Origin of the sequence: Peterkaempfera bronchialis (assembly GCF_003258605.2) — a bacterium.
Taxonomy (GTDB): Bacteria; Actinomycetota; Actinomycetes; order Streptomycetales; family Streptomycetaceae; genus Peterkaempfera; species Peterkaempfera bronchialis.
In genome coordinates, this window is record NZ_CP031264.1 from 2,456,641 (window position 1) to 2,481,959 (window position 25,319).

Consider the following 25,319-nt stretch of genomic DNA (forward strand, 5'->3'; position numbering starts at 1 on the left):
TCCCCCGTTCCCTCCCCCGTCACCCGTCCCCGTGCCCGCCGGGTCGGGCCGTCCCCCGGCCCGGCGGGTGCGGGTCAGTCGGTGGCGATGGCCGCCAGGATGTTCATCCGCGAGGCGCGGAAGGCCGGGCCGAGCGCCGCCAGCAGGCCGACGATCGCGGCGCCGACGAAGACGGCCACGATGGTGCCGGTGGGGATGGTGAGCTCGTTGAGGCCCTGGGACTTCAGGACCTGCTGGGCCGCCGTGCCCCAGGCCAGGCCCAGGCCGGTACCCAGCAGCGCGCCGAAGACCGCGATCACCACCGACTCCAGCCGGATCATGCGCCGCAGCTGACGCCGGGAGAGGCCGATGGCCCGCAGCAGGCCGATCTCCCGGGTGCGCTCCACCACCGACAGGGCCAGGGTGTTGATCACGCCCAGCACCGCGACGACGATGGCCAGGCCCAGCAGGCCGTAGACCATGTAGAGCAGCTGGTCCACCTGCTTCTGGATCAGCGCCTTGTAGTCCGCCTGGTTCTTCACCTGCACCTGCGGGTAGTCGGCGAGCGACTTCTGGAGGGCCGCGTACGCCTGGTCGGCGTCCGTGCCGGAGGCCGCGCCGGCGAACACCAGGACATCCAGCGGCAGCCGGTCGGCGGGCAGCGCCCGCTCGGCGGTGGCCAGTCCGACGTACTTGGCGCCCTGGTAGAGCTGGCTGTCGTCGGCGGTGATCGCGGCGACCGCCAGAGTCTCCGTGGAGCCGTTGTCAAAGGCGACCTTGAGCGGGTCGCCGACCTTGAGGTGGTGGGTGTCGGCGAACCCCTTGTCGACCGAGATGCCCTGCTTCAGCGCCGCGTCGAAGTCACCGGAGACGGCCGGGACCCGCACATCCTGGGCGTAGCCGGGGCTGACGGCGTTGACCGCGCTGTCCTCCGTCTTGGCGTCCGGGGTGGTGATCCGGACGCCGATCTGCTTCTGCCGGGTGACATGGTCCAGGCCGGGGGTGCCGCTGATCGCCTTGGTGATCTGCGGGGTGAGCCCGCCGTTGTTGGACATCACGATGTAGTCGGCGCCCACGGACTTGTCGATCTGGCTGCTCGCCGAGGAGACCATCGAGGAGGTCACCACCGCAGCGCCGGTCACCAGCGCCAGGCCGATCATCAGCGCGGCAGCGGTGGCCCCGGTACGGCGCGGGTTGCGCAGCGCATTGCGCTGGGCGAGCCGCCCGGACGGGCCGAAGAGCGACGGCAGCGCCGCGCCCAGCACCCGTACCACCACACCGGCCAGCAACGGGCCGATCACCACAAAGCCGATCAGGGTGAGCAGCACGCCGAGGCCCAGCAGTGAGCCGCCGGTGCTCCCGCTGCTCGACGCCGCTCCGCCGAGCAGGGCCGCCGCGCCGATGCCGGTGAGCAGCAGGCCGACGGTGGCGCGAAGGCGGTTGGTGGCGCCCTCGCTGGGGGTGCCGTGGTCGCGCAGTGCGGCCATCGGCGAGACCCTGCCGGCCCGGCGGGCCGGCAGCCAGGCGGCGAGCACGGTGATCACGATGCCGACCGCGTACGAGGCGATCGGCACGGACGCCTTGACGGTCAGGTCGGAGGAGTCGAGGTGCATCCCCACCGCGCCCATCAGCTTGATCAGGCCCACCGCGAGCCCGAACCCGGCGGCCAGGCCCAGGGTGGAGCCGAGCACGCCGAGGATCAGCGCCTCCACCAGCACCGAGTTGTTGACCTGGGAGCGGCTGCCGCCGATGGCCCGCAGCAGGCCGATCTCCCGGGTGCGCTGGGCGACCAGCATGGAGAAGGTGTTGATGATCAGGAAGCCGCCGACCAGCAGCGAGATCCCGGCGAAGCCGAGCATGGCGTACTTCATGAAGTCCATGAAGCCGCCCATCTCCGACTCGGAGTCGGCGGCCGACTCGGCGGCCGTCTTCACGTCGTAGTCGCCGCTGAGCTTGGCCGCCACGGCCGCCTTGAGCTGGTCGTTGGTGCGGCTGCCGTCGCCGTAGGCCACCACGGAGGTGAAGACGCCGGTGCGGCCAAGCAGTTCGCGCTGCGCGGTCGGGGTGTCGAAGAAGACCAGGGCCGCGCCGGGGTTGGTGGCGGTGAAGGTGGCGATCCCGGAGATGGTGGCGCGGTAGTCGCCGACGGCGGTGATGATCCGCAGCTGGTCGCCGGTCTTCAGCTTGGCCTTGTCGGCGGTGTCCGCGTCCAGCAGCACCTGGTCGGGGCCCTGCGGCGCCTTGCCGTCGGTGATCTTCAGGGCGCTGTTGGGCGTCTCGTACCAGTTGTTGGCGATGGTCGGGGCGCCGCTGGTCGGGCCGACGGCCTTGTTGGTGGTCGGGTCGACGATGGTGGCGTTCTGCACCGACACCTCGCCGGTGGCGGTCTTCACGCCGGACTCGGCGGCGACCTGCTGGACCAGCGAGGCCGGCAGGGTGAGTGCCTGGGCGCCGCCGCGCTGCTGGTTGTCGCCGTGCTGCTGCTTGGGGCTGACGGTGACATCGGCCGCGGTGGAGGCGAAGAGCTTGTCGAAGGTGGCGGTGGCGGTGTCGGTGAAGACCAGGGTGCCGGAGACAAAGGCCACCGAGAGCACCACCGCGACCAGCGAGAGTGCCATCCGGCCCTTGTGGGCGAAGAAGCTGCGGAGAGAGGTCTTGAGCATCATGGCTGCGGTCCGTCCCGGTCAGCCGGCGCGGCGGCTGTCGAGGCCGGCGCTCCGGGAGTCGCCGGAGAAGCGCAGCATGCGCTCCAGCACGGCGTCGGCGGTCGGGGTGGACATGTCGTCCACGATCCGGCCGTCGGCCAGGAAGAGCACGCGGTCGGCATAGCCGGCGGCGACCGGGTCGTGGGTGACCATGACGATGGTCTGGCCCAGCTCGTCCACGCTGCGGCGCAGGAAGTTGAGCACCTCGGCACCGGAGCGGGAGTCCAGGTTGCCGGTGGGCTCGTCACCGAAGATGATCTCCGGCTTGGCGGCCAGGGCGCGGGCCACCGCCACCCGCTGCTGCTGACCGCCGGAGAGCTGGGTGGGCCGGTGCTTCAGCCGGTCGGCGAGGCCGACGGTCTCCACCACCTGGTCCAGCCACGCCTGGTCGGGCTTGCGCCCGGCGATGTCCATCGGCAGCGTGATGTTCTCCAGCGCGTTGAGCGTCGGCAGCAGGTTGAACGCCTGGAAGATGAAGCCGATCTTGTCCCGGCGCAACCTGGTGAGCTGCTTGTCCTTGAGGCCGGTGATCTCCGTGTCGCCGATCCATATCTGCCCGGAGGTGACCGAGTCCAGGCCGGCGAGGCAGTGCATCAAGGTGGACTTGCCCGAGCCCGAGGGGCCCATGATGGCGGTGAACCGCCCCCGGGCGATGTCCACGTCGACCTGGTCAAGCGCCATCACCCGGGTCTCACCGGTGCCGTACGCCTTGGTCACCTGCCGCGCGCCGGCCGCGGTCGCCGACGCGCCGCCGGCCTCTCCCCCGGCCGTGGCTGCCACGGGGGACCCGAAGGGGGCTGCTGCCGTCGTCACTGGTCTCTCCTTGATTCTGGGCCTGCTCGGAACGCCACCAGCCTGCGGGAGACGCAGCGCGCGCGACATGGTGCGCAGGGGCCTCTTCGACCGGGGGCTTTCCCCACCTGCTCCGGTGGGGCGGCGAGGTACTACGACGGTACGGGCGCGCGGCGGCGGGCGAGTCCTCCGGCGGGAGTATTCCGACCATCGGCGCTTGTCCGGGGTCCGCGGCCGCATCCCCTAGGGGCCCGGGCCCGGGGTCTCGGGGTCGCCGCGGCCACCCTGCGGAAGCCGGCCGCCGACGGCCGGGGCACCGCGCCGTCCCGCGCCTGCATCAACTCTGCTACAGCAGGGATCCCGGCTGCTGCGCACGCCCCCGGATGGGGCATCCTTCCCGCATGAACTCGTGGCAGGACGGCCGCTACGGCGGCGGCGCGCAGCAGGGCCAGGGCGGCGGCGGATACGGGGGCGGAGGCGGTGACGCCGAACCGACCCGGTCGATGCCGCACGTCCAGCGGCCCGGCCGCTCCGGCGCCCCGTACGGCGGCCGGCGCCCCGGCCCGCCGCCGCAGGCGCCCGCCACCACCTCGCGCGGCGGGTACGGCCCCGCCGCCACCCCCGCCGAGCCGCCGCTGCCGCCGGGCCTCAGCCCGCGCGGCCCCGGGGCCGGTCGGCCCGGCGGCTACGGGGCGACCGTGCCGCAGCAGTCGTCCGGCCCGGGCGGTCCCGGTGGGCCCGGCGGCCCGGGCGGCCCCGGTTACGGCGGACCGCCGCCGGGCCCGGCCCGGCCCTCCCGCTGGCCGCGCCGCCGCAAGGTCAAGGTGACCCTGCTGTCGCTGCTCTGCGCGCTGCTGGTGGTCACCGTCGGCACCTACTTCTGGGCGGACTCCAAGCTGCGCCGGGAGAACGTGCTCCAGGACTACCCGGGCCGACCCGCCGAGGGCAAGGGCACCAACTGGCTGATCGTCGGCTCCGACAGCCGCGAGGGCATGACCAAGCAGGACGCCAAGGACCTGCACACCGGGCTGGGCGCACCCGGCAAGCGCACCGACTCGATGATGGTGCTGCACATCGGGGACCACGGGAACACCATGATGAGCATCCCGCGCGACTCCTGGGTGACCGTCCCCGCGCACCCGGACAGCGACAAGCCGAGCAGCACCATCCCGGCCCGCAAGCACAAGATCAACGCGGCCTTCGCCTTCGGCGGCGCCCCGCTGCTCGTGAAGACGGTGGAGTCGGCGACCGGACTGCGCATCGACCACTACGCGGAGATCGGCTTCGCCGGCTTCCGCGACCTGGTCGACTCACTGGGCGGCGTCGACATGTGCCTGGACAAGGCCATGAAGGACAGCAAGTCCGGGGCCGACTTCAAGGCCGGGTGCCAGCACTTCAACGGCACCGACTCGCTGAAGTATGTGCGGTCCCGCTATGTGGACGGCACCGGCGACCTCGGCCGGATGAAGCGGCAGCGGCAGTTCCTGGCCGCCATCGCCGACGAGGCCGCCTCCCCCGGCACCATCGCCAACCCGTTCACCCTCTACCCGACGATCAGTTCGGGACTGGGCACCCTGGTCGTCGACGACGACTGCGGGCTGACCGACCTGACCTCGATGTTCTTTGCCATGAAGGGCGTGAGCGGCGGCAGCGGCAAGACCATCACGGTGCCGATCTCCAACCCCGGCCTGCCCACCTCCGAGGGTTCCTCGGTGGCCTGGGACGACGCCAAGGCCAAGGAGGTCTTCGACGCGCTGCGCAATGACACGGCCGTGCCGGATGTGAAGTGACCGGCTCCGCCGTCCGCCCGGGGCGTTCCCGGGCGGACGGCGGGGCGGGTTTCATTTCAGGGACGGGGGACGGGGGTCAGGAGCCGGTGCAGGTGACGGCGGGCGGGGTGGCCGAGCCGTTGGCGGTGAAGCCGAACGAGGTGGTGGCGCCGGGGGCCAGCGCGCCGTTGTAGGCGGTGTTGGCCACGGAGACCGTGCCGCCGCTCTGGGTGAGGGTGCCGTTCCACAGGTTGGTGACCGTCTGGCCTGCGGCGGTCCACCGCACCGTCCAGCCCTTGAGAGCGGTGGTGCCGGTGTTCTTCACGGTGACCTCGGCCTGGAAGCCGTCGGACCAGGAGCTGGTCACGGTGTACTGCGCGGTGCAGGCCACCCCTGTGGACGGGGAGGTCGGGGTGGGCGTGGGCGTGGGGGTCGAGGTGGTCGGGGTCGGCGTGGGGGTCGGGGTCGAGGTGGAGTAGCTGAGCCCGTACCCGTAGGCGAAGAGCGGAGTCTTGCCGTCACCCTGGTTGATCGGCTGCTGGGAGGCGCTCTGCATCCAGCTCATCGGCAGCTTGCCGGTCGGGTTGTAGTCGCCGTAGAGCACATCGGCGACGCCCTGCCCCTCGGTCCCCGGCAGCCAGGCCGCCACCAGCGCCTTCCAGTCGGGCAGTTGGGCGGCGATGTCCAGCGGACGCCCGGAGACCAGCACCACGACCACCGGGACACCGCTGGCCTTCAGCTTGGCAAGGGTGTTGAGGTCCGCCTGGTCCAGCCCCAGCGAGCCGGGCCGGTCGCCCTGGCCCTCGGCGTACGGGGTCTCGCCGATCACCGCGACGGCCGCGCTGTAGCTGCTGTCGATGCCGCTGCCGTCGCGGCTGTAGGTGACCTTGGAGGGGTCGGAGGCGGTCGCGCGGATGCCCTGGAGGATCGTGGTGCCAGGGGTGATGTTGCCGCTCGCGCCCTGCCAGCTGATGGTCCAGCCGCCGCTCTGGTTGCCGATGTCGTCGGCCGACTTGCCGGCCACGAACACCTTGCCGGACTTCGCCAGCGGCAGCACCCGGCCGTCGTTCTTGAGCAGCACCTGGGACTCCCGCACGGCCTGGCGGCCCAGCGCCCGGTGGGCGGCGGAGCCGACGGTGGAGGTGTAGGAGCGGTCGGTCAGCGGGCGCTCGAAGAGGCCGAGTTCGAACTTCTTGGTGAGGATGCGGCGGTTGGCGTCGTCGATCCGGGACATCGGGATGTGCCCGTTCTGCACCTCGCCACGGAGCAGGCTGATGAACGTCTTGTAGTCATTGGGGACCATCACCATGTCGATGCCCGCATTGACGGACGTGGTGATCTCGTCGGCGGTGAAGCCGGTGCGCCCGTCGAGCTGGTCGATGGCCGCCCAGTCGGAGACCACAAAGCCCTTGAAGCCCAGTTCACCCTTGAGGACATCGGTGAGCAGGTACTTGTTGCCGTGCATCTTGACGCCGTTCCAACTGCTGAAGGACGCCATCACCGAGCCCACGCCCCGGTCCACCGCCGCCTTGAAGGGCGGCAGGTGGATGGCGCGCAGTTCGGCCTCCGACAGCTCGGTGTTGCCCTGGTCGGTGCCGTTGGTGGTGCCGCCGTCGCCCATGTAGTGCTTGGCGGTCGCCAGGACCGAGGCGGGTCCGCCCAGGGTCGCGCCCTGGAGGCCGGTGATCTCCGTCGTCATGGCGGAGGGGATCTCCGGGGTCTCGCCGAAGGACTCATAGGTACGGCCCCAGCGGTCGTTGCGGGCGACGCAGAGACAGGGCGCGAAGTCCCAGTCCACGCCCGTACCGGAGACCTCCTCGGCGACCGCGCGCCCGATCTGCTGCACCAGAGCGGGATCGCGGGTCGCGCCGAGGCCGATGTTGTGGGGGTAGATGGTCGCGCCGTAGACGTTGTTGTCCCCGTGGACGGCATCGATGCCGTAGATCATCGGGATGGCCAGCGGAGTGGTCAGCGCGGTGCGCTGGAAGCTGTCGTACATGTCCGCCCAGGACTGCGCGGTGTTGGGGCTCGGGGCGGAGCCTCCGCCGGAGAGCACCGATCCGATCCGGTAGGTCGCCAGATCGGACTGCGGGGTGAGCGCGGCCCGCTCGGCCTGGGTCATCTGGCCGATCTTGTCGTCCAGGGTCATCCGGGACATCAGGTCGTTGACCCGGGTCGCGACCGGCAGTGACGCGTCCTGGTACGGCAGTGCCGCCGCTGCGGCCTGGATCGGCGCGGCGGCGGGGGCAAGAGCGGGGGCGGGGGCGGCCTGGGTGGCGTTGCCGACCGAGGAGAGGATGGCGAGGGCGGCGCCGACCACGGCTGCCGTCCGGTAGAGCGAGGTTCGCTGCACTGCGGGACCTCCGATGACTGCCCCGAGGCGGTCGGGGCGGACGGGGCGCGTCGGCCGGGGGCAGCCGCCGCGATGGCGCGCGCCCTTCCCGGGCGCGCGAGTACATGTCCAGCCCTCCGGGAGGGCTGGGAAGTGCTGCGGGGTGAGCGGCCGAGCGGATTGGTGGGAGCGCTTCCACGAAGAGGCACTGCCGTCTTCGCGACGAGACCGCACAGACCGGGCAGTCCTCCAGGCGGCGGAAAGAGACACAGCAATCGACGCCGGGACATATCAAGCCAGCACATCTCCCAGGCGTCAAGGCTTCCTGTCAAGTTGGCCGAACCGCCACCCGGGCGCCACCGAGGCCGCGTACCACCCCCTTGACAGCGGGTGAAGCCGTGCCCTTTTTGGGAGCGCTCCCATAAATTGCCCGCGCTGCGCCCCGCCGCTCGTCTACGCTGGCGGGCCTGAGCACGGCGGGAAGCGGTGCTCACCGTGCGGCAGGAGATCACCCACCTGCCAGGGCGCACAGGGCGCACAGGGCGCACAGGGCGAACCCCGGTACGGCTGCGGTCACGCAAGGTCAAGCAGCTGCTCGTAGAAGCCGCCGAAGCCGCGTTCCCGGTCGACCAGGTGCAGTTCCAGGATCCAGTGGCAGACCCGGCCGGCGCGGTCGGTGCGGCGCAGCGGGGTGTGGTTCTCGGGGGTGATGTAGGACTCGGCCTTGGCGCCGTCGTTGGTCTCGTGGGGGAACTCGCCGACGAGGTGGCCGGTGTGCCAGATGCCGATGGTCCAGCCGGCTTCGGTGGCGAGCCGTTCGACCTCGGCGTAGAGCTGGGCGCCGGTGATGTCGGGGTCGGCGGCGAAGAAGGCGCGGCCGGCGTCGAAGATGCGCGGGAGGTCGTGCTGGAGGCGGTGCTTGCCGGGGTCGTCGCCGAAGACATAGGTGCGGCCGAAGTCGGCTTCGTACTCCTCGAAGATGGGGCCGAAGTCGGCGAAGGCGATGTCGTCGGGGGCGATGACGCGGTCGGGCGGGTTCTCCTTGTACGGCGCGAGGGTGTTGGGGCCGGAGCGGATGATGCGCTTGTGCCAGTGCTTGGTGGTGCCGAACATCTCGTTGGCCAGGTCGCGGATCCGGTCGCTGACCTCCCGCTCGCCGGCGCCGGGGGCGACCAGGCCGCGCGCCTCGACCTCGGCGAACAGGGCTACCGCTTTCTCCTGTGCCGCCACCAGGCCCTCGGCCCGCTGGGTTTCACGCTCGTGGGATGCCTCGACTGCCATGTCGGACGACCTCTCCTTCGGGTGATGATGCCGGGGTCAGGACCAGAGCGAGTGGCGCTGCCATGCCTCGCCCTCGCGCTCATACCGTAGGCGGGTGTGCACCCGGCTCTTCGCGGCCTGGAAGAACTCGACCGGCTCCGACAGCCAGGCGACAGACAACTCCACGGGCTCGGTCGGCGTGGCAGCCGGGTCGAACTCCGCCGGCGGCCCGGAGAACACGTCCAGCCCGCGCAGCCACGTCCGTACCCCGGATCCGCTCCTGACGCCGGCCACCGCCCGTCCCCTCTCCGCCATGAGAGCAATATACGGATGGCGATACGGATCGCGGGCCGCCCTGTCCCGGCGGGGTGTGCACCGCCTAGGGGAGGTTCCTGGCCATGACGATGCGCTGGACCTGGTTGGTGCCCTCGTAGATCTGCGTAATTTTGGCGTCGCGCATCATGCGCTCCAGCGGGTAGTCGCGGGTGTAGCCGTAGCCGCCGAGGAGTTGGACCGCGTCGGTGGTGATCTCCATGGCGGCGTCGGAGGCGAAGCACTTGGCGGCGGCGCCGAAGAAGGTGAGGTCGGCGTCGAGGCGCTGGGACTTGGCGGCGGCGGCATAGGTGAGCTGGCGGGCCGCCTCCAGCTTCATGGCCATGTCGGCCAGCATGAACTGGATGCCCTGGAACTCGGCGATGGCCTTGCCGAACTGCTTGCGCTCCTTGACGTAGCCCTTGGCGTAGTCCAGGGCGCCCTGGGCGATGCCGAGGGCCTGGGCGGCGATGGTGATGCGGGTGTGGTCGAGGGTCTTCATCGCGGTGGCGAAGCCGGTGCCCTCGGCGCCGATCATGCGGTCGGCGGGGATGCGGACGTTGTCCAGGTAGACCTCGCGGGTCGGGGAGCCCTTGATGCCGAGCTTCTTCTCCGGGGCGCCGAAGGAGACGCCCTGGTCGTCCTTCTCCACCACGAAGGCGGAGATGCCCTTGGAGCGCAGCGTGGGGTCGGTGACGGCCATCACCGTGTAGTACTCGGAGACGCCGGCGTTGGTGATCCAGCGCTTGACGCCGTTCAGCACCCAGAAGTCGCCGTCCCGCACCGCGCGGGTCTTCATCCCGGCCGCGTCGGAGCCCGCCTCCGGCTCGGAGAGGCAGTAGGAGAACATGCCCTTGCCCCGGGCGAGCGCGCCCAGGTACGTGGCCTTGAGCTGCTCGGAGCCGGCCAGCTGCACCGGCAGCGAGCCCAGCTTGTTGACCGCCGGGATGAGCGACGAGGAGGCGCACACCCGGGCGATCTCCTCGATGACGATCACGGTTGCCAGCGCGTCCGCGCCGGAGCCGCCGTATGCCTCCGGGACGTGCACCGCGTGCAGGTCGTTGGCGAGCAGGGCGTCCAGTGCCTCCTGGGGGAAGCGGGCCTCCTCGTCCACCTCGGCCGCGTACGGGGCGATCTTAGCCTCGGCGAGCGACCGCACGGCGTCGCGGAGCATCTGGTGCTCCTCGGAGATGCGGAAAAGGTCGAAGTCTTCGCTGCCGGCCACGGGTCCCCTCCGGTTAACTACCGTTAAGTACGCACTGATTCTACGGCTCCGGGCGGCCTTTGCAGGACGTGACGTGCACGACAGGTGGAACGGGCGGATACCATCGCCGGGTCGCAGTCGGGGACGACGGAGGGATGGAGCCCGTGGCACTGAGGATCACAGTGATCGGCACCGGCTACCTGGGCGCCACCCACGCCGCCTGCATGGCGGAGCTCGGCTTCGAGGTGCTGGGGCTGGACATCGACCCGGACAAGATCGCCATGCTGACCGCCGGCCGGGTCCCGATGTATGAGCCGGGGTTGGCGGAACTGCTGGTCAAGCATGTCCCCGGGCATGAGGGCTCGTCCGGGCGGCTGCGCTTCACCACGTCCTGGGAGGAGGTCGCCGAGTTCGGCGACGTCCACTTCATCTGTGTGAACACCCCGCAGAAGGCCGGCGAGTTCGCCGCCGACATGAGCCATGTGGACGCCGCGCTGACTGCGCTGGCCCCGCATCTGTCCCGTCCGGCGCTGGTGGTCGGCAAGTCCACGGTGCCGGTGGGCAGCGCGGCCCGGCTGGCGGAGCGGCTGGCGGCGCTGGCCCCGGCCGGCGAGCAGGTGGAGCTGGCGTGGAACCCGGAGTTCCTGCGCGAGGGGTTCGCCGTCGGGGACACCCTGCACCCGGACCGGCTGGTGGTGGGGGTGCGCAGCGAGCGGGCCGAGGAGCTGCTGCGCGAGGTGTATGCGACGCCGGTGGCGCAGGGCGTGCCGTTCGTGGTGACCGACTTCGCCACCGCCGAGCTGGTGAAGGCGGCGGCCAACTCCTTCCTGGCGACCAAGATCTCCTTCATCAACGCCATGGCGGAGGTCTGCGAGACCGCCGGTGCCGATGTGGTGCAGCTCAGCAAGGCGCTCTCGTACGACGAGCGGATCGGCGGCAAGTTCCTCAACGCCGGGCTGGGCTTCGGCGGCGGCTGCCTGCCCAAGGACATCCGGGCCTTTATGGCGCGGGCCGGGGAGCTGGGCGCCGACCAGGCGCTGACCTTTCTGCGCGAGGTGGACTCGATCAATATGCGGCGCCGCTCCCGGATGGTGGAGCTGGCCCGCGAGCAGTGCGGCGGCGGGTTCCTGGGACGGCGGGTGGCGGTGCTCGGTGCGGCGTTCAAGCCGAACTCGGACGACATCCGCGACTCGCCCGCGCTCAATGTCGCCGGGCAGATCCAGCTCCAGGGCGCGCAGGTGACGGTGTACGACCCCAAGGCCATGGACAACGCCCGCAAGATGTTCCCGGCGCTGGCCTATGCCGACTCGGCGCTGGAGGCGGCGCAGGGTGCCCATGTGGTGCTGCATCTGACGGAGTGGCAGGAGTTCCGGGAGATGGACCCGGAGGCGCTGGGTTCGGTGGTCAGCGAGCGGCGCATCCTGGACGGCCGCAATGTGCTGGACCCGGTGGCCTGGCGGGCGGCGGGCTGGACCTACCGGGCGCTGGGCCGCCCGAGCTGAGGAATCACGCCGGGGGCCGGGTGGTTGGACGGTCCATGGCGAACTTCGGCGACGACGCGACCGTACGCGAGATCCTCACCGGCACCGGCGATGTCTGGGCGGTGGTGGGCCTCTCCGGCAACACCGGGCGGGCCGCCTACGGGGTGGCCCGGGTGCTCCAGCGGTTCGGCAAGAAGGTGGTGCCGGTGCACCCCAAGGCCGAGACCGTGCACGGCGAGCGGGGCTACCGCTCGCTGGCGGAGGTGCCGTTCCCGGTGGATGTGGTGGATGTCTTCGTCAACTCCGAGCTGGCCGGGGCGGTCGCCGACGAGGCGGTGGCGGTGGGCGCCCGGGCGGTCTGGTTCCAGCTGGGCGTGGTGGACGAGGCGGCGTACGCACGGGTGCGGGGGGCCGGGCTGCCGATGGTGATGGACCGCTGCCCGGCGATCGAGATCCCCCGGCTGGGCCTGGGCTGACCCCGCGCCGGACATAGCTCTGCCCCCGACATGACTCTGCCCCGGACATGGCTCCGCGCCGTCCGGGGGTCGGTGCCCGCCGGACGGCGCGGAGGATCGGTGGGGGCGGGGTCAGCAGGCGCCGAGGTCCTGCCAGACACCCCACTCCCCGGTGGTGCCGGGCTCCTCGCCCTGCGTCCACCACTTGGCGTTCCACTTGTGGCCCTTGTAGGAGACCGTGTTACCGCCGACGTAGATCGCGGACCTGTCCCAGGCCGGAGCGGTGCAGGTGCCGCCGGTCGGGCCGGAGGTGGGCGTCGGGGTACCCGGGCCGGTGGGGCTGACGGTGGGGGTGGCCGTCGGCGTGGGCGTACCCGGGGTGGTCGGGGTCGCGGTGGGCGTCGGCACCGAGCAGCCGGCGGCGGAGCCGTTGGTGGCGTTCACGATCTTGTTGAAGAGCGTGGCCTTGGTGTCCAGGTCGAGCAGCGAGTACATCATCGCGCCGCCGAGCCCGTGGCAGTGCGCATAGTCGGCCTTGGCCTGGATGGACTGGTCGCCGAGGCCGGTCCAGAACTCGGTGCCGTTGTAGAAGTAGTTGGACTGGGTGGCGGCGTCGTAGAAGGTGGTCGACGCGTTGTCGACGATGCCGGTCAGCTCCTTGTAGTAGGCGATGCCGGCGGTGGCGCTGAGGCTGCGGGCGGCGGCGGCGCCGGTCGCCTTCTGGTAGAGGCCGTGGCTGCTGCCGGCCTGGACGCCGGTCCAGCCCCGGTAGTACAGCGGGTAGCCCATGGTGATCTTGGAGGCGGGGAAGCCGCCGGCGATGCCATAGGCGGAGTTGCCCTGGGTCCACGCCTTGATGGCGTTGTCGGTGCTGTACTTCTCGGTGCCCGGGGCGATCGGCGTGGACGGGTCGCTCGGCGACTGGTACGTCGGGTCCTGGTGGTTGGTCGGGCCGGTGGAGTCCCAGGCGCCGTGCATGTCGTACGTCATGATGTTCGCGTAGTCGAGGTACTGGCCGACCTTGTCGGTCTCGATCTGCGCGATCTTGTCCTGACCGGCCGGGAGGGCGGCGGTCAGCAGCATTTTGCGGTTGTTGGCGGTGCCGAACGCGTCCAGCTGGGAGCGGAACTCGGCGAGCAGCGCGGTGAAGTTCTTCTTGTCGTTGGTGCTGTAGTGGTTGCCCGTGTGGCCGTTGGGCGAGCCGGGGTACTCCCAGTCGAGGTCGAAGCCGTCGAAGATGCCGGCCCCGGTGCCGGCGCCGCCGTAGCCGCCGTCGACCGGCAGGTTGCCCTTGATGAACATGTCGATGCAGGACGAGACCAGCTTCTTCCGGCTGGCGTCGGTGGCCGCCGCGTCGGAGAAGTACTTGGAGTACGTCCAGCCGCCGATCGAGGCGACGATCCGCAGCTTGGGGTACTTGGCCTTGAGCTTCTTCAGCTGGTTGAAGTTGCCCACGATCGGCTGGTTCCAGGTGTCGCCGACGCCGTCCACGCTGATGTCGGCGCCGAAGGACTTCTGGTAGTCGGCGAAGGCGTCGCCCGCGCCGTCGCCGGCGTTGGGGTTGGACTCATTGCTGGAGTCGGACGCCTTGGTCGCCTCGAAACAGGTGAGGTTGGTGGGGTGGATGTTCTCGAAGGAGTAGTTGAGGATGTCGAGCTTGCCGGCGATGCCCCGGGTGTCCAGGTCCTTCGGGTAGAAGGCGTTGCCGTAGACGCTCCACTGGTCGTAGTAGGCGATCTTCACACCGCCGCTGCTCGCGGCGGGCGCGGCGGCGAGGGCGGTGGACGCTGCGTCGGCCTGGCCGGCGCCCACGAACGCGGTGAGCGCTCCGGCGGCGAGGGCCAGCACGGAGAGCGCCGCGGCAAGCGGTCTTCCGGTCTTGCGGGTGGCGTGCACGGTGGATGAACCTCCGGTGGGGGATCGGGAGCCGTGCCCGTCGGCACCCGGAACGCGGTTGGATATGGGATACCGAAGATGTAGGTGCGCGGTCAATGGTATGGACCAATTGCGGAGTAGACCACTGGTCGATGGAGAGCGCTCCCACCGCGCCCACACCAGCGATGCGACCCACTGGACCACTTCGACGCCGAGCGCTCCCGCGCCCGGTTGGGCCCATCAGGCGTTCTCCCGCGCCTTGGCCAACCAGCTGGACGAGGCCGTCTGCGCCGCGAAGGCGCCCTTCCAGGTGGCCGAAGCGGTCAATGTCCGCAGCGAGGGCAGGCTCTTCGTACCGGACATCGTGATCGCCGACGACTCGGCTGTCGACTGGAGCACCACGGTCGTACCGGTGGAGGCGGTGCTGCTCCTGGTGGAGATCGTCTGCCCGTTCAACAAGCCGCAGGACCGCGTGTTCAAGCCGGCCTTGTACGCGCAGGCGAACGTCCCTGCCTATTGGCGCGTCGAGCTGGAGCCGAGTCCGCATGTGATCGTTCACGAGCTCTCGGGTAACGCCTACCAGGAGGTCGGGATCCTCAAGGGACAGCAGACCGCGACGGTGGCCGGAGCATTCACCGCCGAGTTGGACCTCGACCGGGTGCGGGCGCGATTTCGGCCGACCGATGCCTGTGACTGAGGGCACAAGCCTTGAATGCGCACGGGAGATGCGTATTTGCTAGCCTCATGGCGTGCGGTTGACGAAGTTCACCGACCTGGCGCTGCGTACCGTGATGCGCCTGGCGGTCGCGGAGCAGGGCGAGCCCCTGACCACCAAGGAGGTGGCCGAGGCGGTGGCCGCGCCGTATACGCATACGGCCAAGGCCGTGGCCCGGTTGCAGCACCTGGGGGTGCTGGAGGCGAGGCGGGGCCGGGGTGGCGGGCTGGAGCTGACCGGCTTCGGGCAGCGGGCCTCGGTGGGCTGGCTGGTACGCGCCCTGGAGGGTGACGAGGAGGTCGTCGCCTGCGAGGGCGAGACCCCCTGCCCGCTGCGTGGTGCCTGCCGGCTCCGGGGTGCCCTGCGCACCGCCCAGCAGTCCTTCTATGCCGCACTGGACGAGCTCACCGTGCAGGACCTGGTCGCCTCGCCGACCGGGCCGGTGCTCGTCGGCCTCACCGCCAGACCCTCCGGCTGATCCGCTCCACCCTCGCGCCGACCGCACCCGTCGGCCGATCCGTCCTGCCCTAAAACTAGTAGATCATCTACCAGTAAAGGAGTCCCTGTGCTCTCCACCGAGTCCGCCCCCGTCGTCCGCGCCACCCTCCCCGCGGTCGGCGCCGCCATCGACGAGATCGCCGCGCTCTTCTACCGCAGGCTCTTCGCCGCCCACCCCGAGCTGCTGCGCGACCTCTTCAACCGCGGCAACCAGGCCAACGGCGAGCAGCGCAAGGCCCTGGCGGGCTCCATAGCCGCCTTCGCCGGCCTGCTGCTGGAACGCCCCGACGAGCGCCCGGACGCGCTGCTCTCCCGGATCGCCCACAAGCACGCCTCGCTGGGCATCACCTCGGAGCAGTACAAGGTCGTCCACACCCACCTCTTCGCCGCCATCGCCGAGGTGCTCGGCGACGCCGTGACGCCCGAGGTGGCCGCCGCCTGGGACGAGGTCTACTGGCTGATGGCCAATGCGCTGATCGCCCTGGAAGCCGCCCTCTACCAGCAGGCCGGCACTCCCGAGGGCGAGGTCTGGCGGCGGATGCGGGTGGCCGAGCGCCGCCAGGAGACGCCCGACACCATCTCCCTGCTGCTGCGCCCCGAGGACGGCTCGCCCGCCGGGTCGTTCCGCCCCGGCCAGTACGTCAGCGTCCGGGTGGAACTGCCGGACGGCGCGCGGCAGATCCGCCAGTACAGCCTCTCCGCCGCGCCCGGCCGCCCCGACTGGCGGATCACGGTGAAGCGGGTGCGGGACGCGGACAGGCCCGAGGGCGAGGTCTCCGGCCGGCTGCATGAGCAGGTGCGGGCCGGTGATCCGCTGCTGGTGTCGGCGCCCTTCGGCGACCTGGTGCTGCCCGACGGCGACGGACCGCTGCTGCTGGCCTCCGCCGGGATCGGCTCCACCCCCATGCTGGCGATGCTGGGCCACCTCGCCGCCACCGGCTCGACCCGCCGGGTGGCCGTGGTGCACGCCGACCGCTCCCCCGCCGACCACGCCCACCTGGCGGAGCTGCTCCAGCTGGTCGCGGCACTGCCCGGCGCCACCCTGCGGCGCTGGTACGAGGAGCCGGGCGAGGCCGCGCCGGAGGCCGAGGCCGGGCTGGTGGACGTGGACGCGCTGGAGCTGCCCGAGGGTGTGACGGCCTATCTGTGCGGGCCGCTGCCGTATCTGCGGGCGATGCGCGGCGGCCTGCTGCGGCGCGGGGTGCCCGCCTCGGCGGTGCACTACGAGGTGTTCGGCCCGGACCTCTGGCTGGGCCAGGAGTAGCCGGTCCAGGAGTAGCCGGTCCAGAAGTAGGCAGAGCGCGGTCGGCCGGGGCCGGTGTCAGTGGCTCCGGCCCCGGCCGACCGCCGGGCTCAGCCGTCGAGCTGGTCGATGGTGGCGATGGACGGGCCGCGCAGCGCCTGCTCGGCCCGGGCGGCCTCCTCGGCGGCGCGGAGCACCCGGACCGCGTTCTGCCAGGTCAGCTTGGACAGGTCGGCCTCGGACCAGCCGCGCCGCAGCAGTTCGGCCAGCAGGTTGGGGTAGCCGGAGACATCCTCCAGGCCGACCGGGGTGAAGGCGGTGCCGTCGTAGTCGCCGCCGATGCCGATGTGGTCGACCCCGGCGATCTCGCGCATCCGGTCCAGGTGGTCGGCGACCGTGGCGGGGGTGGCGACGGGACGCGGGTCGGCCGCCTCGAAGGCGCGCTGGCACTCCATCGCGGCCGGGGTGGTGTCCAGCGGGTGGAAGCCGTGCTCGGCCATGTTGGCGTCGGCGCGCTGCGTCCAGGCGATGGCCTCGGGCAGGATGAACTTCGGTACGAAGGTCACCATGGCGAGGCCGCCGTTGGCGGGCAGCTGCGCCAGCACGTCGTCGGGGATGTTGCGCGGGTGGTCGCAGACGCCCCGGGACGAGGAGTGCGAGAAGACCACCGGGGCCCGGCTGACCCGCAGCGCATGCCGCATGGTGTCGGCGGAGACATGGGAGAGGTCGACCAGCATGCCGAGCCGGTTCATCTCCCGGACGACCTCCTCGCCGAAGGCGGTGAGGCCGCCGGCGGCGGGGGTGTCGGTGGCGGAGTCGGCCCACGGCACATTGTCGTTGTGAGTGAGCGTCATATACCGCACGCCGAGGGCGTACAGGGCGCGCAGGGTGGCCAGCGAGCAGTCGATGCTGTGGCCGCCCTCGGCGCCCATCAGGGAGGCGATCCGGCCTTCGGCGCGGGCGGTCTCCATGTCGTCGGCGGTGAGTGCGAGCCGCAGGTCGCCGGGGTGGCGGTCGACCAGCCGGTGCACCACGTCGATCTGCTCCAGGGTGGCGCTGACCGCGTGCTCCCCGGCGAGGTCGCTGCGTACGTACACCGACCAGAACTGGGCGCCCACCCCGCCGGCCCGCAGCCGGGCCAGGTCGGTGTGCAGCCGGTGGCTCTGGTCCTCGGCGATGTCGCAGGCGTCCAGGTCGTAGCGGACCTGCTCGCGCAGCGCCCACGGCAGGTCGTTGTGGCCGTCGACCACCGGGGCGTCGGCGAGCACGGCACGGGCGCGGGCCAGCAGCTCGGGCGTCGGGGCCTGGTACGCCACGGCGGTCAGCCCGCGAAGCCGAAGGAGGACGAGCCGGCGACCTTGGCGCGCAGCTTCTTGCCCTTCTCGGTGGCCTGGCTGTTCAGCTCCGCCTGGAAGTCGGTCATCCGCTCGGCCAGCTCGGTGTCGAAGGCGGCGAGCATCCGGACGGCGAGCAGCCCGGCGTTGCGGGCCCCGGCGACGGAGACGGTGGCCACCGGCACCCCGGCCGGCATCTGGACGATGGAGAGCAGGCTGTCCATGCCGTCGAGGTACTTCAGCGGCACGGGCACGCCGATGACCGGCAGCGGGGTGACCGAGGCGAGCATGCCGGGCAGGTGGGCGGCGCCGCCGGCCCCGGCGATGATGGCCTTGAGGCCGCGCCGGTGGGCGTTCTCGCCGTAGGCGACCATCTCGCGCGGCATGCGGTGGGCGGAGACCACGTCGACCTCGTAGGGGACCTCGAACTCGTCGAGGGCCTTGGCGGCGGCCTCCATCACCGGCCAGTCGGAGTCCGATCCCATGACGATGCCGACGACGGGCTGGTCGCTCATTCGGTGCCTCTCACTGTGGTCCACTCGCTGTCGTTCACTCGGGGTCGGTCACTCGGGGCCGGTCACTCGGGGTCGGTCACTCGGTGATGGTCACTCGGTGATGGTTCCGCGCAGATAGCCGGCGGCGTGGCGGGCGCGCTCGCGCACCTCGTCCAGGTCGTCGCCGAAGACGGTGACGTGGCCCACCTTACGGCCGGGCTTCACGTCCTTGCCGTACATGTGGATGCGCAGGCCGGGGTCCCGGGCCATGCAGTGCAGGAAGGCGCCGTACATGTCCGGGTAGTCGCCGCCGAGGACATTGACCATCACGGTCCACCGGGCGCGCGGGCGGGGGTCGCCCAGCGGGAGGTCGAGCACGGCCCGCAGGTGGTTCTCGAACTGCGAGGTGACGGCGCCGTCGATGGACCAGTGGCCGGAGTTGTGCGGGCGCATGGCCAGCTCATTGACCAGGATGCGGCCGTCGCGGGTCTGGAAGAGCTCCACGGCGAGGTGGCCGGTGATGTCCAGCTCGCCCGCGATGCGCAGGGCGAGGGCCTGGGCCTCGGCGGCGAGGTCACCGGGCAGGTCGGGGGCGGGTGCGGTCACCTCATGGCAGACGCCGTGCTGCTGGACGGACTCCACCACCGGGTAGGCGACGGCCTGGCCGCTGGGCGAGCGGACCACATTGGCGGCCAGTTCGCGGACGAAGTCGACCTTCTCCTCGGCCAGCACCGCCACCCCGGCGCGGAACGGCTCGGCGGCCTCCTCGGCGGAGGAGACCACCCAGACGCCCTTGCCGTCGTAGCCGCCGCGCACGGTCTTCAGGACGACCGGGAATCCCGCGCCCTCGGCGGCGAAGGCGGCCACGTCGGCGGGGTCGGCGACCAGGCGGTGGCGGGGGCAGGGCACCCCGATGGAGTCCAGGGTCGACCGCATCACGCCCTTGTCCTGGGCGTTCACCAGGGCGTCGGGGCCGGGCCGGACGGCGATGCCCTCGGCCTGGAGGGCGCGCAGATGCTCGGTGGGGACGTGCTCATGGTCGAAGGTGACCACGTCGCAGCCTCGGGCGAAGTCCCGCAGCGTCTCCAGATCGCGGTAGTCGCCGACGACGACGTCGCCCACCACCTGGGACGCGGAGTCCTGCGGGGTGTCCGCGAGGAGTTTGAACCTGAGGCCCAGCGGGATACCCGCCTGGTGGGCCATTCTGGCGAGCTGGCCGCCACCGATCATGCCGACTACCGGGAAAGTCACCCCTCCAGGATATCCGCGCCGGTGGGCGGGGGGATGCGGCGGTCCCCCGCTTGTCATCGGTTCGTCCGCGATCCGGGTGGAGCCCCGGAGATGGGGGCACGCGGATACCATGACGTCATCGACGACCCCACTGGAGACGGTTCCGGTATGACGACTGCGACTCCCGCGCGGCGCGACCTGCGCGCCCGCCTGCGCGGCCTTATGCACGAGGTCATGAAGTTCGGCACGGTCGGCGTGTTCGGCGTCGTGGTGAACTTCGCCGTGTTCAACCTGTGCCGCCACGGGTTCCACTGGGCCCCGGTGCGGTCAGGGGTGCTCTCGACGCTGGTGGCGATCGGCATCAACTACATCGGCTACCGGTTCTGGGTGTACCGGGACCGCGACGCGGCCACCCGGTCCCGGGAGATCACCCTCTTCCTGATCTTCAGCGGCGTCGGCATGGTGATCGAGAACGGCACCCTGTGGATCTCCCACTACACCCTGGGCTTCGAGTCCGGGCTGGCCGACAACCTCGCCAAGAACGTGATCGGTCTGGGCCTGGGGACGCTCTTCCGCTTTGTCTCGTTCCGCACCTGGGTCTTCAAGGCGATGCCGGAGATGGCGGGGCAGCAGTCGCGCGATGCGATAGGACAGCCGGAGATGGCGCTGGCGGAGAAGAGCTGAGCGGAGCCGCTACCGCTCCTCGACCGGCCGGCCGAGGCACCTTCTATCGCTCCTCGACCGGCCGGCCGAGGCACCTCCTATCGCTCCTCGACCGGCCGGCCGAGGCACCTTCTATCGCTCCTCGACCGGCCGGCCGAGGAAGAGCGCGAAGACCGGCGGTCGCTGTGACAGCAGTTCCAGCCGGCCGCCGTCCGCCTCCGCGAGGTCGCGGGCGACGGCCAGGCCGATCCCGGTGGAGTTGCGGCCGCTGACCGTGCGCTCGAAGACCCGGGCGCCCAGCTCCGGCGGCACGCCGGGGCCCTGGTCCTCCACCTCGACCACCGCCGAGGAGCCCCTGATCCGGGTGGAGACCACCACGGTGCCGTCCCCGTGCATCAGCGAGTTCTCGATCAGGGTGGCCAGCACCTGGGCGACCGCGCCGGGCGTGCCCACCGCCTCCAGGCCGTGCAGCCCCTCGATCACCAGGTGCCGTCCGGCGCCGCGCAGGGCCGGGCGCCACTCCTCGGCCTGCTGCTTGACCACCTCGTCCAGGTCGAAGATCACAGCCGAGCCGGTGCGCGGGTCGCGCTGGTTGGTGAGCAGCCGCTGCACCACGTCGGTGAGCCGCTCCACCTGCCCCAGGGCGATGGCCGCCTCCTCCTTGACGGTCTCCGGGTCCTCGGTGGCGATGATCTCCTCCAGCCGCATGGAGAGCGCGGTGAGCGGGGTGCGCAGCTGGTGGGAGGCGTCGGCGGCGAGGCGGCGTTCGGCGGTGAGCATCCGGGCGATCCGCTCGGCGCTGGAGTCCAGCACCTCGGCGACCCGGTCGAGTTCGGGGGCGCCGTAGCGGCGGTCGCGGGGGCGGGGGTCGCCGGAGCCCAGCCGCTCGGCGGTCTCGGCGAGGTCGTTGAGCGGGCGGGCGAGCCGGTTGGCCTGCCAGACGGCGAGCGCCACCGCCGCCTGGACGGCGAGCAGGGCCACCACGCCCAGCATCAGCAGCATGGTGCCGATCTCATGGTCGACGTCCTGCCGGGAGTGGTCGACCAACACGCTCTCGCCCCGGCCGCCGGTCTCGACGGCCCGCAGCGGGCTGCCGCCGGTGGGCGGGGTGCCGATCCGGATGACCTCCCGGCCGGGGAGGCGCACCTCGGCGTACAGGCCGTCGGTGACCTGGCCCCGGAGCACCGAGCCGTTGACGGGCTCACCGGCGGCGATGCGGTTCTCGACGATGCCGAGCAGCCGTACCGCCTCGGCGCCGGCCTGGTCCTGGGCCGCGCTCTCGATGGTGCGCTTCTCGAAGAGCGCCAGCGGGACGCAGAACACCACCACCATCACCAGGACGACGCCCAGCAGGGAGTTGATCATCCGGCGCTTCACGCTGCCGGTCAGCCCTTCTCGAAGCGGAAGCCCACGCCTCGCACGGTGGTGATGTAGCGGGGGTTGCCCGCGTCGTCGCCGAGCTTCTTGCGCAGCCAGGAGATGTGCATGTCCAGGGTCTTGGTGGAGGTCCACCAGGTGGTGTCCCAGACCTGCCGCATGATCTGCTCGCGGGTGACCACCCGGCCGGCGTCGCGCACCAGGACCCGCAGCAGCTCGAACTCCTTGGCGGAGAGCTGGAGTTCCTCCTCGCCCAGCCAGGCGCGGTGCGACTCCACGTCGATCTTCACACCATGGGCGCCGGTGGTGAGGTCCACGGTGCCGCGCCGCAGCAGGGCGCGGACCCGGGCCAGCAGCTCGGCCAGCCGGAAGGGCTTGGTGACGTAGTCGTCGGCGCCGGCGTCGAGGCCGACGACGGTGTCCACCTCGTCGGCGCGGGCGGTGAGGACGAGTACGGGGAAGCCCTTGCCGTCGGCGCGCAGCCGGCGGCACACCTCCAGGCCGTCCATCTCGGGCAGGCCGAGGTCGAGCACGAGGAGGTCGACGTCCTCTTCGAGCCCGGTCTCCAGCGCGGACGGGCCGTCCTCACGCACCAGTACCTCGTAGCCCTCACGGCGGAGCGCTCGGGCCAGCGGCTCCGAGATGGCGGTGTCGTCCTCGGCGAGCAGAACTCGGGTCATGGAGCGATCGTAGTCCGAGGGAGGGTCGCCGCTCAGGAGTGTCGGCAGGTGCCCGCCGCTGCGGGGCTGCTGTGAAGCGAGACACAGGGTTTACGTCCGTTATCGCCCGATAAGGCGCCGTACAGTGGGGATGTCCCCGATGTCATGTACTGCGGCACCCGCGTGCCCGGCGCAGCCACCCAAGGAACGACTTCACCTATGGCGTCCATCCAGACGCAACCGGCCACTCCGCCGGTCCCGGGCCGCAGCACGACCTTCCTGGGCCATCCGCGCGGCCTGGCCACCCTGTTCATGACGGAGCTGTGGGAGCGTTTCAGCTTCTACGGCATGCGGGCCCTGCTGGTGCTCTACCTGGTGGCGCCGACCGCCAAGGGCGGGCTGGGCTTCGACCTGGCCACCGCGACCGCCGTCTACAGCGTCTACAACGCCATGGTCTATCTGCTGGCGCTGCCCGGCGGCTGGGCCGCCGACCGGCTCTGGGGGGCGCGTCGCGCGGTGGCCATCGCCGGGGCGGTCATCATGACGGGCCACTTCCTGCTGGCGGTACCGGCGACCGCGTCGTTCTTCGCGGGCCTGGTCCTGATCGCCGCCGGTTCCGGGCTGCTGAAGTCCAATATCTCGACCATGGTCGGCCACCTCTACGACGGCCCGGAGGACCCGCGCCGCGACGGCGGCTTCACGATCTTCTACATGGGCATCAACCTGGGCGCCTTTGTGGCGCCGCTGGCCATCGGCACGGTCGGCGAGAAGGTCGACTGGCACCTGGGCTTCGCGATGGCCGGGGTCGGCATGGCGCTCGGCCTGACCCAGTACCTGCTGGGCAGCCGCCATCTGAGCGCGCGCAGCAGCGTGGTGCCCGCGCCGCTGACCGCCCCGGAGCGGACCGTGCTGCTGCGCAAGGCCGGCTTCTGGGCGCTGCTCGCGGTGGTCTTCTACGGGGTGGTGGCGCTGTCCGGCCGCTTCACCCTCGCCTGGGCGATGTGGCCGCTGACCGTGGCCGGTCTGGCGATCCCGGCGTACTACCTGCTGCGCATCAAGCGGGACCGGGACCTGAGCGCGGCCGAGCAGTCCAGGATGACCGGCTACATCTGGTTCTTCCTGGCGGCGGCGGCCTTCTGGATGATCTACGACCAGTCGGGCTCCACGCTCAACCTCTTCGCCGAGAACAACACCTCGTCGACGGTCTTCGGCCTCGGCTTCCCGGCCAGCTGGTTCCAGTCGCTCAACCCGCTGCTGATCATGGCGCTGGCGCCGCTCTTCGCCTGGCTCTGGGTGGCGCTGGCCCGCCGGGCGAAGGAGCCCGGCACCACGGTGAAGTTCTCCTACGGCCTGCTGCTGATCGGGGCCTCGTTCCTGGTGATGATGCTGGCGCAGGCGGCCGCCTCGGACGGCACCAGGGTGAGCCCGCTCTGGCTGGCCGTGGTCTATCTGATCCAGACGGTCGGCGAACTCTGCCTCTCCCCGGTGGGCCTCTCGGTGACCACCAAGCTGGCGCCGCGCAAGTACGCCAGCCAGATGATGGGCGTCTGGTTCCTCGCCGTCACCGCCGGTGACTGCGTCACCGCGCTGGTGCAGCTGGCCGGTGCCGACATCGAGAGCCGGTCGTACTTCGCCTTCCAGGGCGGGCTGGCGCTGCTGGCCGGGGTGGCGGTGGCGCTCTACCGGCGCCGGGTGGCCGGGCTGATGGACGGCGTGCACTAGGACGGCGTCTACTGAGGCTGCGTGTACTGAGGCTGCGTGCGACTGAGGCGGGGCACGGCAGGGGCCGGTACGGGCGTCCGTACCGGCCCCTGCCGCAGCCAGCTGCCTCAGGAGCGGGCCCAGGGGGCGTCCAGCTCCACCCAGACGGTCTTGCCGTGCCCGGCGGAGCCGTCGCGGTCGGCGGGCGGGCGGCCCGCCACCCCCCAGTCGCGGCTCAGCCGGCCCACGATGTGCAGGCCATGGCCGCCGGGCTTGCCGCGCTCATGGGGTTTGCGGGGCTCGGGGGGGACCGGGTTGGCGTCGGCCACCTCGATCCGCAGGGTGTCGTCGGTGCAGTGCAGCAGCAGCTCCTGCGGGCCGCCGGCGTGCAGGCAGGCATTGGTCACCAGTTCCGAGACCACCAGCAGCACATCCTCGGCGACCGCCAGCTCCTCGTCGTCCTCGGCGGGCAGCCACCGCCAGTCCTCCAGCGCCCCCCGGGTGAAGTCGCGGCTCCGGGCGACCACGCCCCTGGTCCCGGCCAGGGCCAGCCGCCGCACCTGCCCGCCCGGTGGCAGGACCACCCGCCTGCCACGGTCGCCGGGGGTGCGGGGATCCTCCGGCACCCGAGGCCGGATGGTGCTCATGCCGCCCCTCCGTTCCCATGCGTCCCGCACCGTGCGGGCGGCCGTGCGACCGTGCCCGCCACTGATGCCGCACACGCCCGCCCGACCCCCACCGGTCGGGTTCTGCTGGCACTCCTGCCCGCACTTTGCCGACGGATGCACATCTACCGATCCGCCAGCGCCTCGTCGAGGGAGCCATGCACCTGGAAGACCGTCTCGGCCCCTGTGATCTCGAACACTCGCGCCACGGCCGGGCGCATGGCCGCCAGATGGACGGCACCGCCCGTCTGCTGGGCCCGCAGCCGGGCCGCCAGCAGCACATTGAGACCGGTCGAGTCGCAGAACAGCAGCTCCGAGCAGTCGACCACCAGCCGGTCTACCCCCCGGTCGAGAGCGCTCTCCAGCGGCTCCCGGAGCAGAGCGGCGGTGTCGTGGTCCAGCTCCCCCGCCGGGGCGACGACCACACTGCCGCCGACGGAGCGCACCGCCACGCTGAGCCGCTCGCCGGCCGCGCCGGCCGCATCTCCCGACGTCAGGCCCACAGCATCGCCTCCCGGACCTTGCGAACCGGACATACCGGCTGATCCACGGTCCATCAATGACCTCCCGGCGCCA

At 71.4% G+C, this 25,319-nt stretch carries 22 protein-coding genes; 8 read left to right on the forward strand and 14 right to left on the reverse strand.

Annotated elements, in window-relative coordinates:
• Positions 1-74 precede the first annotated feature (74 nt).
• Together C7M71_RS10690 and C7M71_RS10695 are read right to left on the reverse strand one after the other, a co-directional pair.
• Complete coding sequence (locus C7M71_RS10690) at positions 75-2,645, reverse strand: ABC transporter permease (RefSeq protein WP_111492154.1); 2,571 nt, start codon at positions 2,643-2,645, stop codon at positions 75-77.
• Positions 2,646-2,663: 18 nt separating this feature from the next.
• Entirely contained in the window at positions 2,664-3,497 is an 834-nt protein-coding gene (locus C7M71_RS10695) for an ABC transporter ATP-binding protein (protein ID WP_407675885.1), read from the reverse strand.
• Between the two features lie 380 nt (positions 3,498-3,877).
• Between C7M71_RS10695 and C7M71_RS10700 the strand changes: the two genes are divergently transcribed.
• A complete protein-coding gene (locus C7M71_RS10700; RefSeq protein ID WP_114914314.1) occupies positions 3,878-5,266 on the forward strand; it encodes an LCP family protein in 1,389 nt (462 codons plus the stop codon).
• Positions 5,267-5,342: 76 nt separating this feature from the next.
• On the opposite strand, the gene C7M71_RS10705 is transcribed toward C7M71_RS10700, so the two are convergent.
• From C7M71_RS10705 to C7M71_RS10720, 4 genes are all read right to left on the reverse strand, one after another.
• On the reverse strand, positions 5,343-7,598 hold the full coding sequence (locus C7M71_RS10705) for a glycoside hydrolase family 3 N-terminal domain-containing protein (RefSeq protein ID WP_265737650.1): 2,256 nt from the start codon (positions 7,596-7,598) through the stop codon (positions 5,343-5,345).
• 552 nt (positions 7,599-8,150) lie between these two features.
• A complete protein-coding gene (locus tag C7M71_RS10710) occupies positions 8,151-8,858 on the reverse strand; it encodes a M24 family metallopeptidase (RefSeq protein WP_111489576.1) in 708 nt (235 codons plus the stop codon).
• A 36-nt stretch (positions 8,859-8,894) separates the two neighbouring features.
• On the reverse strand, positions 8,895-9,152 hold the full coding sequence (locus C7M71_RS10715) for a pyridoxine 5'-phosphate oxidase C-terminal domain-containing protein (protein WP_111489577.1): 258 nt from the start codon (positions 9,150-9,152) through the stop codon (positions 8,895-8,897).
• Between the two features lie 64 nt (positions 9,153-9,216).
• Positions 9,217-10,374: an acyl-CoA dehydrogenase family protein gene (locus tag C7M71_RS10720; protein WP_111489578.1), complete on the reverse strand. Its 1,158-nt coding sequence runs from the start codon at positions 10,372-10,374 to the stop codon at positions 9,217-9,219.
• A gap of 143 nt (positions 10,375-10,517) precedes the next feature.
• Between C7M71_RS10720 and C7M71_RS10725 the strand changes: the two genes are divergently transcribed.
• Positions 10,518-11,855, forward strand: coding sequence for a UDP-glucose dehydrogenase family protein (locus C7M71_RS10725; protein WP_111489611.1), 1,338 nt, complete (start codon positions 10,518-10,520; stop codon positions 11,853-11,855).
• A 35-nt stretch (positions 11,856-11,890) separates the two neighbouring features.
• Positions 11,891-12,310, forward strand: a complete 420-nt coding sequence (locus C7M71_RS10730; RefSeq protein WP_111489579.1) for a CoA-binding protein — start codon at positions 11,891-11,893, stop codon at positions 12,308-12,310.
• Between the two features lie 111 nt (positions 12,311-12,421).
• Here C7M71_RS10730 and C7M71_RS10735 read toward each other — a convergent pair whose 3' ends face one another.
• Positions 12,422-14,185: a glycosyl hydrolase family 18 protein gene (locus C7M71_RS10735; protein ID WP_111489580.1), complete on the reverse strand. Its 1,764-nt coding sequence runs from the start codon at positions 14,183-14,185 to the stop codon at positions 12,422-12,424.
• 100 nt (positions 14,186-14,285) lie between these two features.
• Between C7M71_RS10735 and C7M71_RS10740 the strand changes: the two genes are divergently transcribed.
• The 3 genes from C7M71_RS10740 to C7M71_RS10750 all read left to right on the forward strand — a co-directional run bounded on the left by C7M71_RS10740 (position 14,286) and on the right by C7M71_RS10750 (position 16,641).
• A complete protein-coding gene (locus C7M71_RS10740; RefSeq protein ID WP_265737651.1) occupies positions 14,286-14,861 on the forward strand; it encodes a Uma2 family endonuclease in 576 nt (191 codons plus the stop codon).
• Between the two features lie 52 nt (positions 14,862-14,913).
• Positions 14,914-15,357, forward strand: a complete 444-nt coding sequence (locus C7M71_RS10745) for an RrF2 family transcriptional regulator (protein ID WP_111489582.1) — start codon at positions 14,914-14,916, stop codon at positions 15,355-15,357.
• Positions 15,358-15,444: 87 nt separating this feature from the next.
• Positions 15,445-16,641: a globin domain-containing protein gene (locus tag C7M71_RS10750; protein WP_111489583.1), complete on the forward strand. Its 1,197-nt coding sequence runs from the start codon at positions 15,445-15,447 to the stop codon at positions 16,639-16,641.
• Between the two features lie 89 nt (positions 16,642-16,730).
• On the opposite strand, the gene C7M71_RS10755 is transcribed toward C7M71_RS10750, so the two are convergent.
• From C7M71_RS10755 to C7M71_RS10765, 3 genes are all read right to left on the reverse strand, one after another.
• Positions 16,731-17,936 carry a dipeptidase gene (locus C7M71_RS10755; RefSeq protein ID WP_111489584.1) on the reverse strand — a complete coding sequence of 402 codons (1,206 nt, stop codon included), beginning with the start codon at positions 17,934-17,936 and terminating at the stop codon, positions 16,731-16,733.
• Positions 17,937-17,941: 5 nt separating this feature from the next.
• Positions 17,942-18,469 carry a 5-(carboxyamino)imidazole ribonucleotide mutase gene (purE, locus tag C7M71_RS10760; protein ID WP_111489585.1) on the reverse strand — a complete coding sequence of 176 codons (528 nt, stop codon included), beginning with the start codon at positions 18,467-18,469 and terminating at the stop codon, positions 17,942-17,944.
• A 90-nt stretch (positions 18,470-18,559) separates the two neighbouring features.
• On the reverse strand, positions 18,560-19,699 hold the full coding sequence (locus tag C7M71_RS10765) for a 5-(carboxyamino)imidazole ribonucleotide synthase (protein WP_162824209.1): 1,140 nt from the start codon (positions 19,697-19,699) through the stop codon (positions 18,560-18,562).
• Positions 19,700-19,846: 147 nt separating this feature from the next.
• On the opposite strand from C7M71_RS10765, the gene C7M71_RS10770 reads away from it, so the two are divergent.
• On the forward strand, positions 19,847-20,362 hold the full coding sequence (locus tag C7M71_RS10770; RefSeq protein ID WP_229758653.1) for a GtrA family protein: 516 nt from the start codon (positions 19,847-19,849) through the stop codon (positions 20,360-20,362).
• Between the two features lie 111 nt (positions 20,363-20,473).
• Here the strand turns inward: C7M71_RS10770 and C7M71_RS10775 are convergent, their stop codons facing one another.
• Both C7M71_RS10775 and C7M71_RS10780 read right to left on the reverse strand, forming a co-directional pair.
• A complete protein-coding gene (locus tag C7M71_RS10775) occupies positions 20,474-21,718 on the reverse strand; it encodes an ATP-binding protein (RefSeq protein ID WP_111489586.1) in 1,245 nt (414 codons plus the stop codon).
• A gap of 8 nt (positions 21,719-21,726) precedes the next feature.
• Positions 21,727-22,398, reverse strand: coding sequence for a response regulator transcription factor (locus C7M71_RS10780; RefSeq protein ID WP_111489587.1), 672 nt, complete (start codon positions 22,396-22,398; stop codon positions 21,727-21,729).
• Positions 22,399-22,596: 198 nt separating this feature from the next.
• On the opposite strand from C7M71_RS10780, the gene C7M71_RS10785 reads away from it, so the two are divergent.
• Positions 22,597-24,099 (forward strand): peptide MFS transporter, encoded by a 1,503-nt coding sequence (locus C7M71_RS10785; protein WP_111489588.1) that lies wholly within the window; start codon positions 22,597-22,599, stop codon positions 24,097-24,099.
• 107 nt (positions 24,100-24,206) lie between these two features.
• Here the strand turns inward: C7M71_RS10785 and C7M71_RS10790 are convergent, their stop codons facing one another.
• The gene (locus C7M71_RS10790) at positions 24,207-24,725 is read right to left on the reverse strand and encodes an ATP-binding protein (protein WP_111489589.1); all 519 of its coding nucleotides are present in this window, start codon (positions 24,723-24,725) and stop codon (positions 24,207-24,209) included.
• Between the two features lie 143 nt (positions 24,726-24,868).
• A complete protein-coding gene (locus tag C7M71_RS10795) occupies positions 24,869-25,240 on the reverse strand; it encodes an STAS domain-containing protein (RefSeq protein ID WP_407675979.1) in 372 nt (123 codons plus the stop codon).
• Positions 25,241-25,319: the final 79 nt, after the last annotated feature.

Excerpts from the sequence above, each read along its gene's own strand:
- C7M71_RS10730 (WP_111489579.1), top strand. The coding sequence starts at position 11,891 with ATGGCGAACTTCGGCGACGACGCGACCGTACGCGAGATCCTCACCGGC.
- C7M71_RS10710 (WP_111489576.1), bottom strand. The coding sequence starts at position 8,858 with ATGGCAGTCGAGGCATCCCACGAGCGTGAAACCCAGCGGGCCGAGGGC.
- C7M71_RS10715 (WP_111489577.1), bottom strand. The coding sequence starts at position 9,152 with ATGGCGGAGAGGGGACGGGCGGTGGCCGGCGTCAGGAGCGGATCCGGG.
- C7M71_RS10690 (WP_111492154.1), bottom strand. The coding sequence starts at position 2,645 with ATGATGCTCAAGACCTCTCTCCGCAGCTTCTTCGCCCACAAGGGCCGG.
- C7M71_RS10790 (WP_111489589.1), bottom strand. The coding sequence starts at position 24,725 with ATGAGCACCATCCGGCCTCGGGTGCCGGAGGATCCCCGCACCCCCGGC.
- purE (WP_111489585.1), bottom strand. The coding sequence starts at position 18,469 with ATGAGCGACCAGCCCGTCGTCGGCATCGTCATGGGATCGGACTCCGAC.
- C7M71_RS10770 (WP_229758653.1), top strand. The coding sequence starts at position 19,847 with ATGACGACTGCGACTCCCGCGCGGCGCGACCTGCGCGCCCGCCTGCGC.
- C7M71_RS10740 (WP_265737651.1), top strand. The coding sequence starts at position 14,286 with ATGGACCAATTGCGGAGTAGACCACTGGTCGATGGAGAGCGCTCCCAC.
- C7M71_RS10780 (WP_111489587.1), bottom strand. The coding sequence starts at position 22,398 with ATGACCCGAGTTCTGCTCGCCGAGGACGACACCGCCATCTCGGAGCCG.
- C7M71_RS10700 (WP_114914314.1), top strand. The coding sequence starts at position 3,878 with ATGAACTCGTGGCAGGACGGCCGCTACGGCGGCGGCGCGCAGCAGGGC.
- C7M71_RS10785 (WP_111489588.1), top strand. The coding sequence starts at position 22,597 with ATGGCGTCCATCCAGACGCAACCGGCCACTCCGCCGGTCCCGGGCCGC.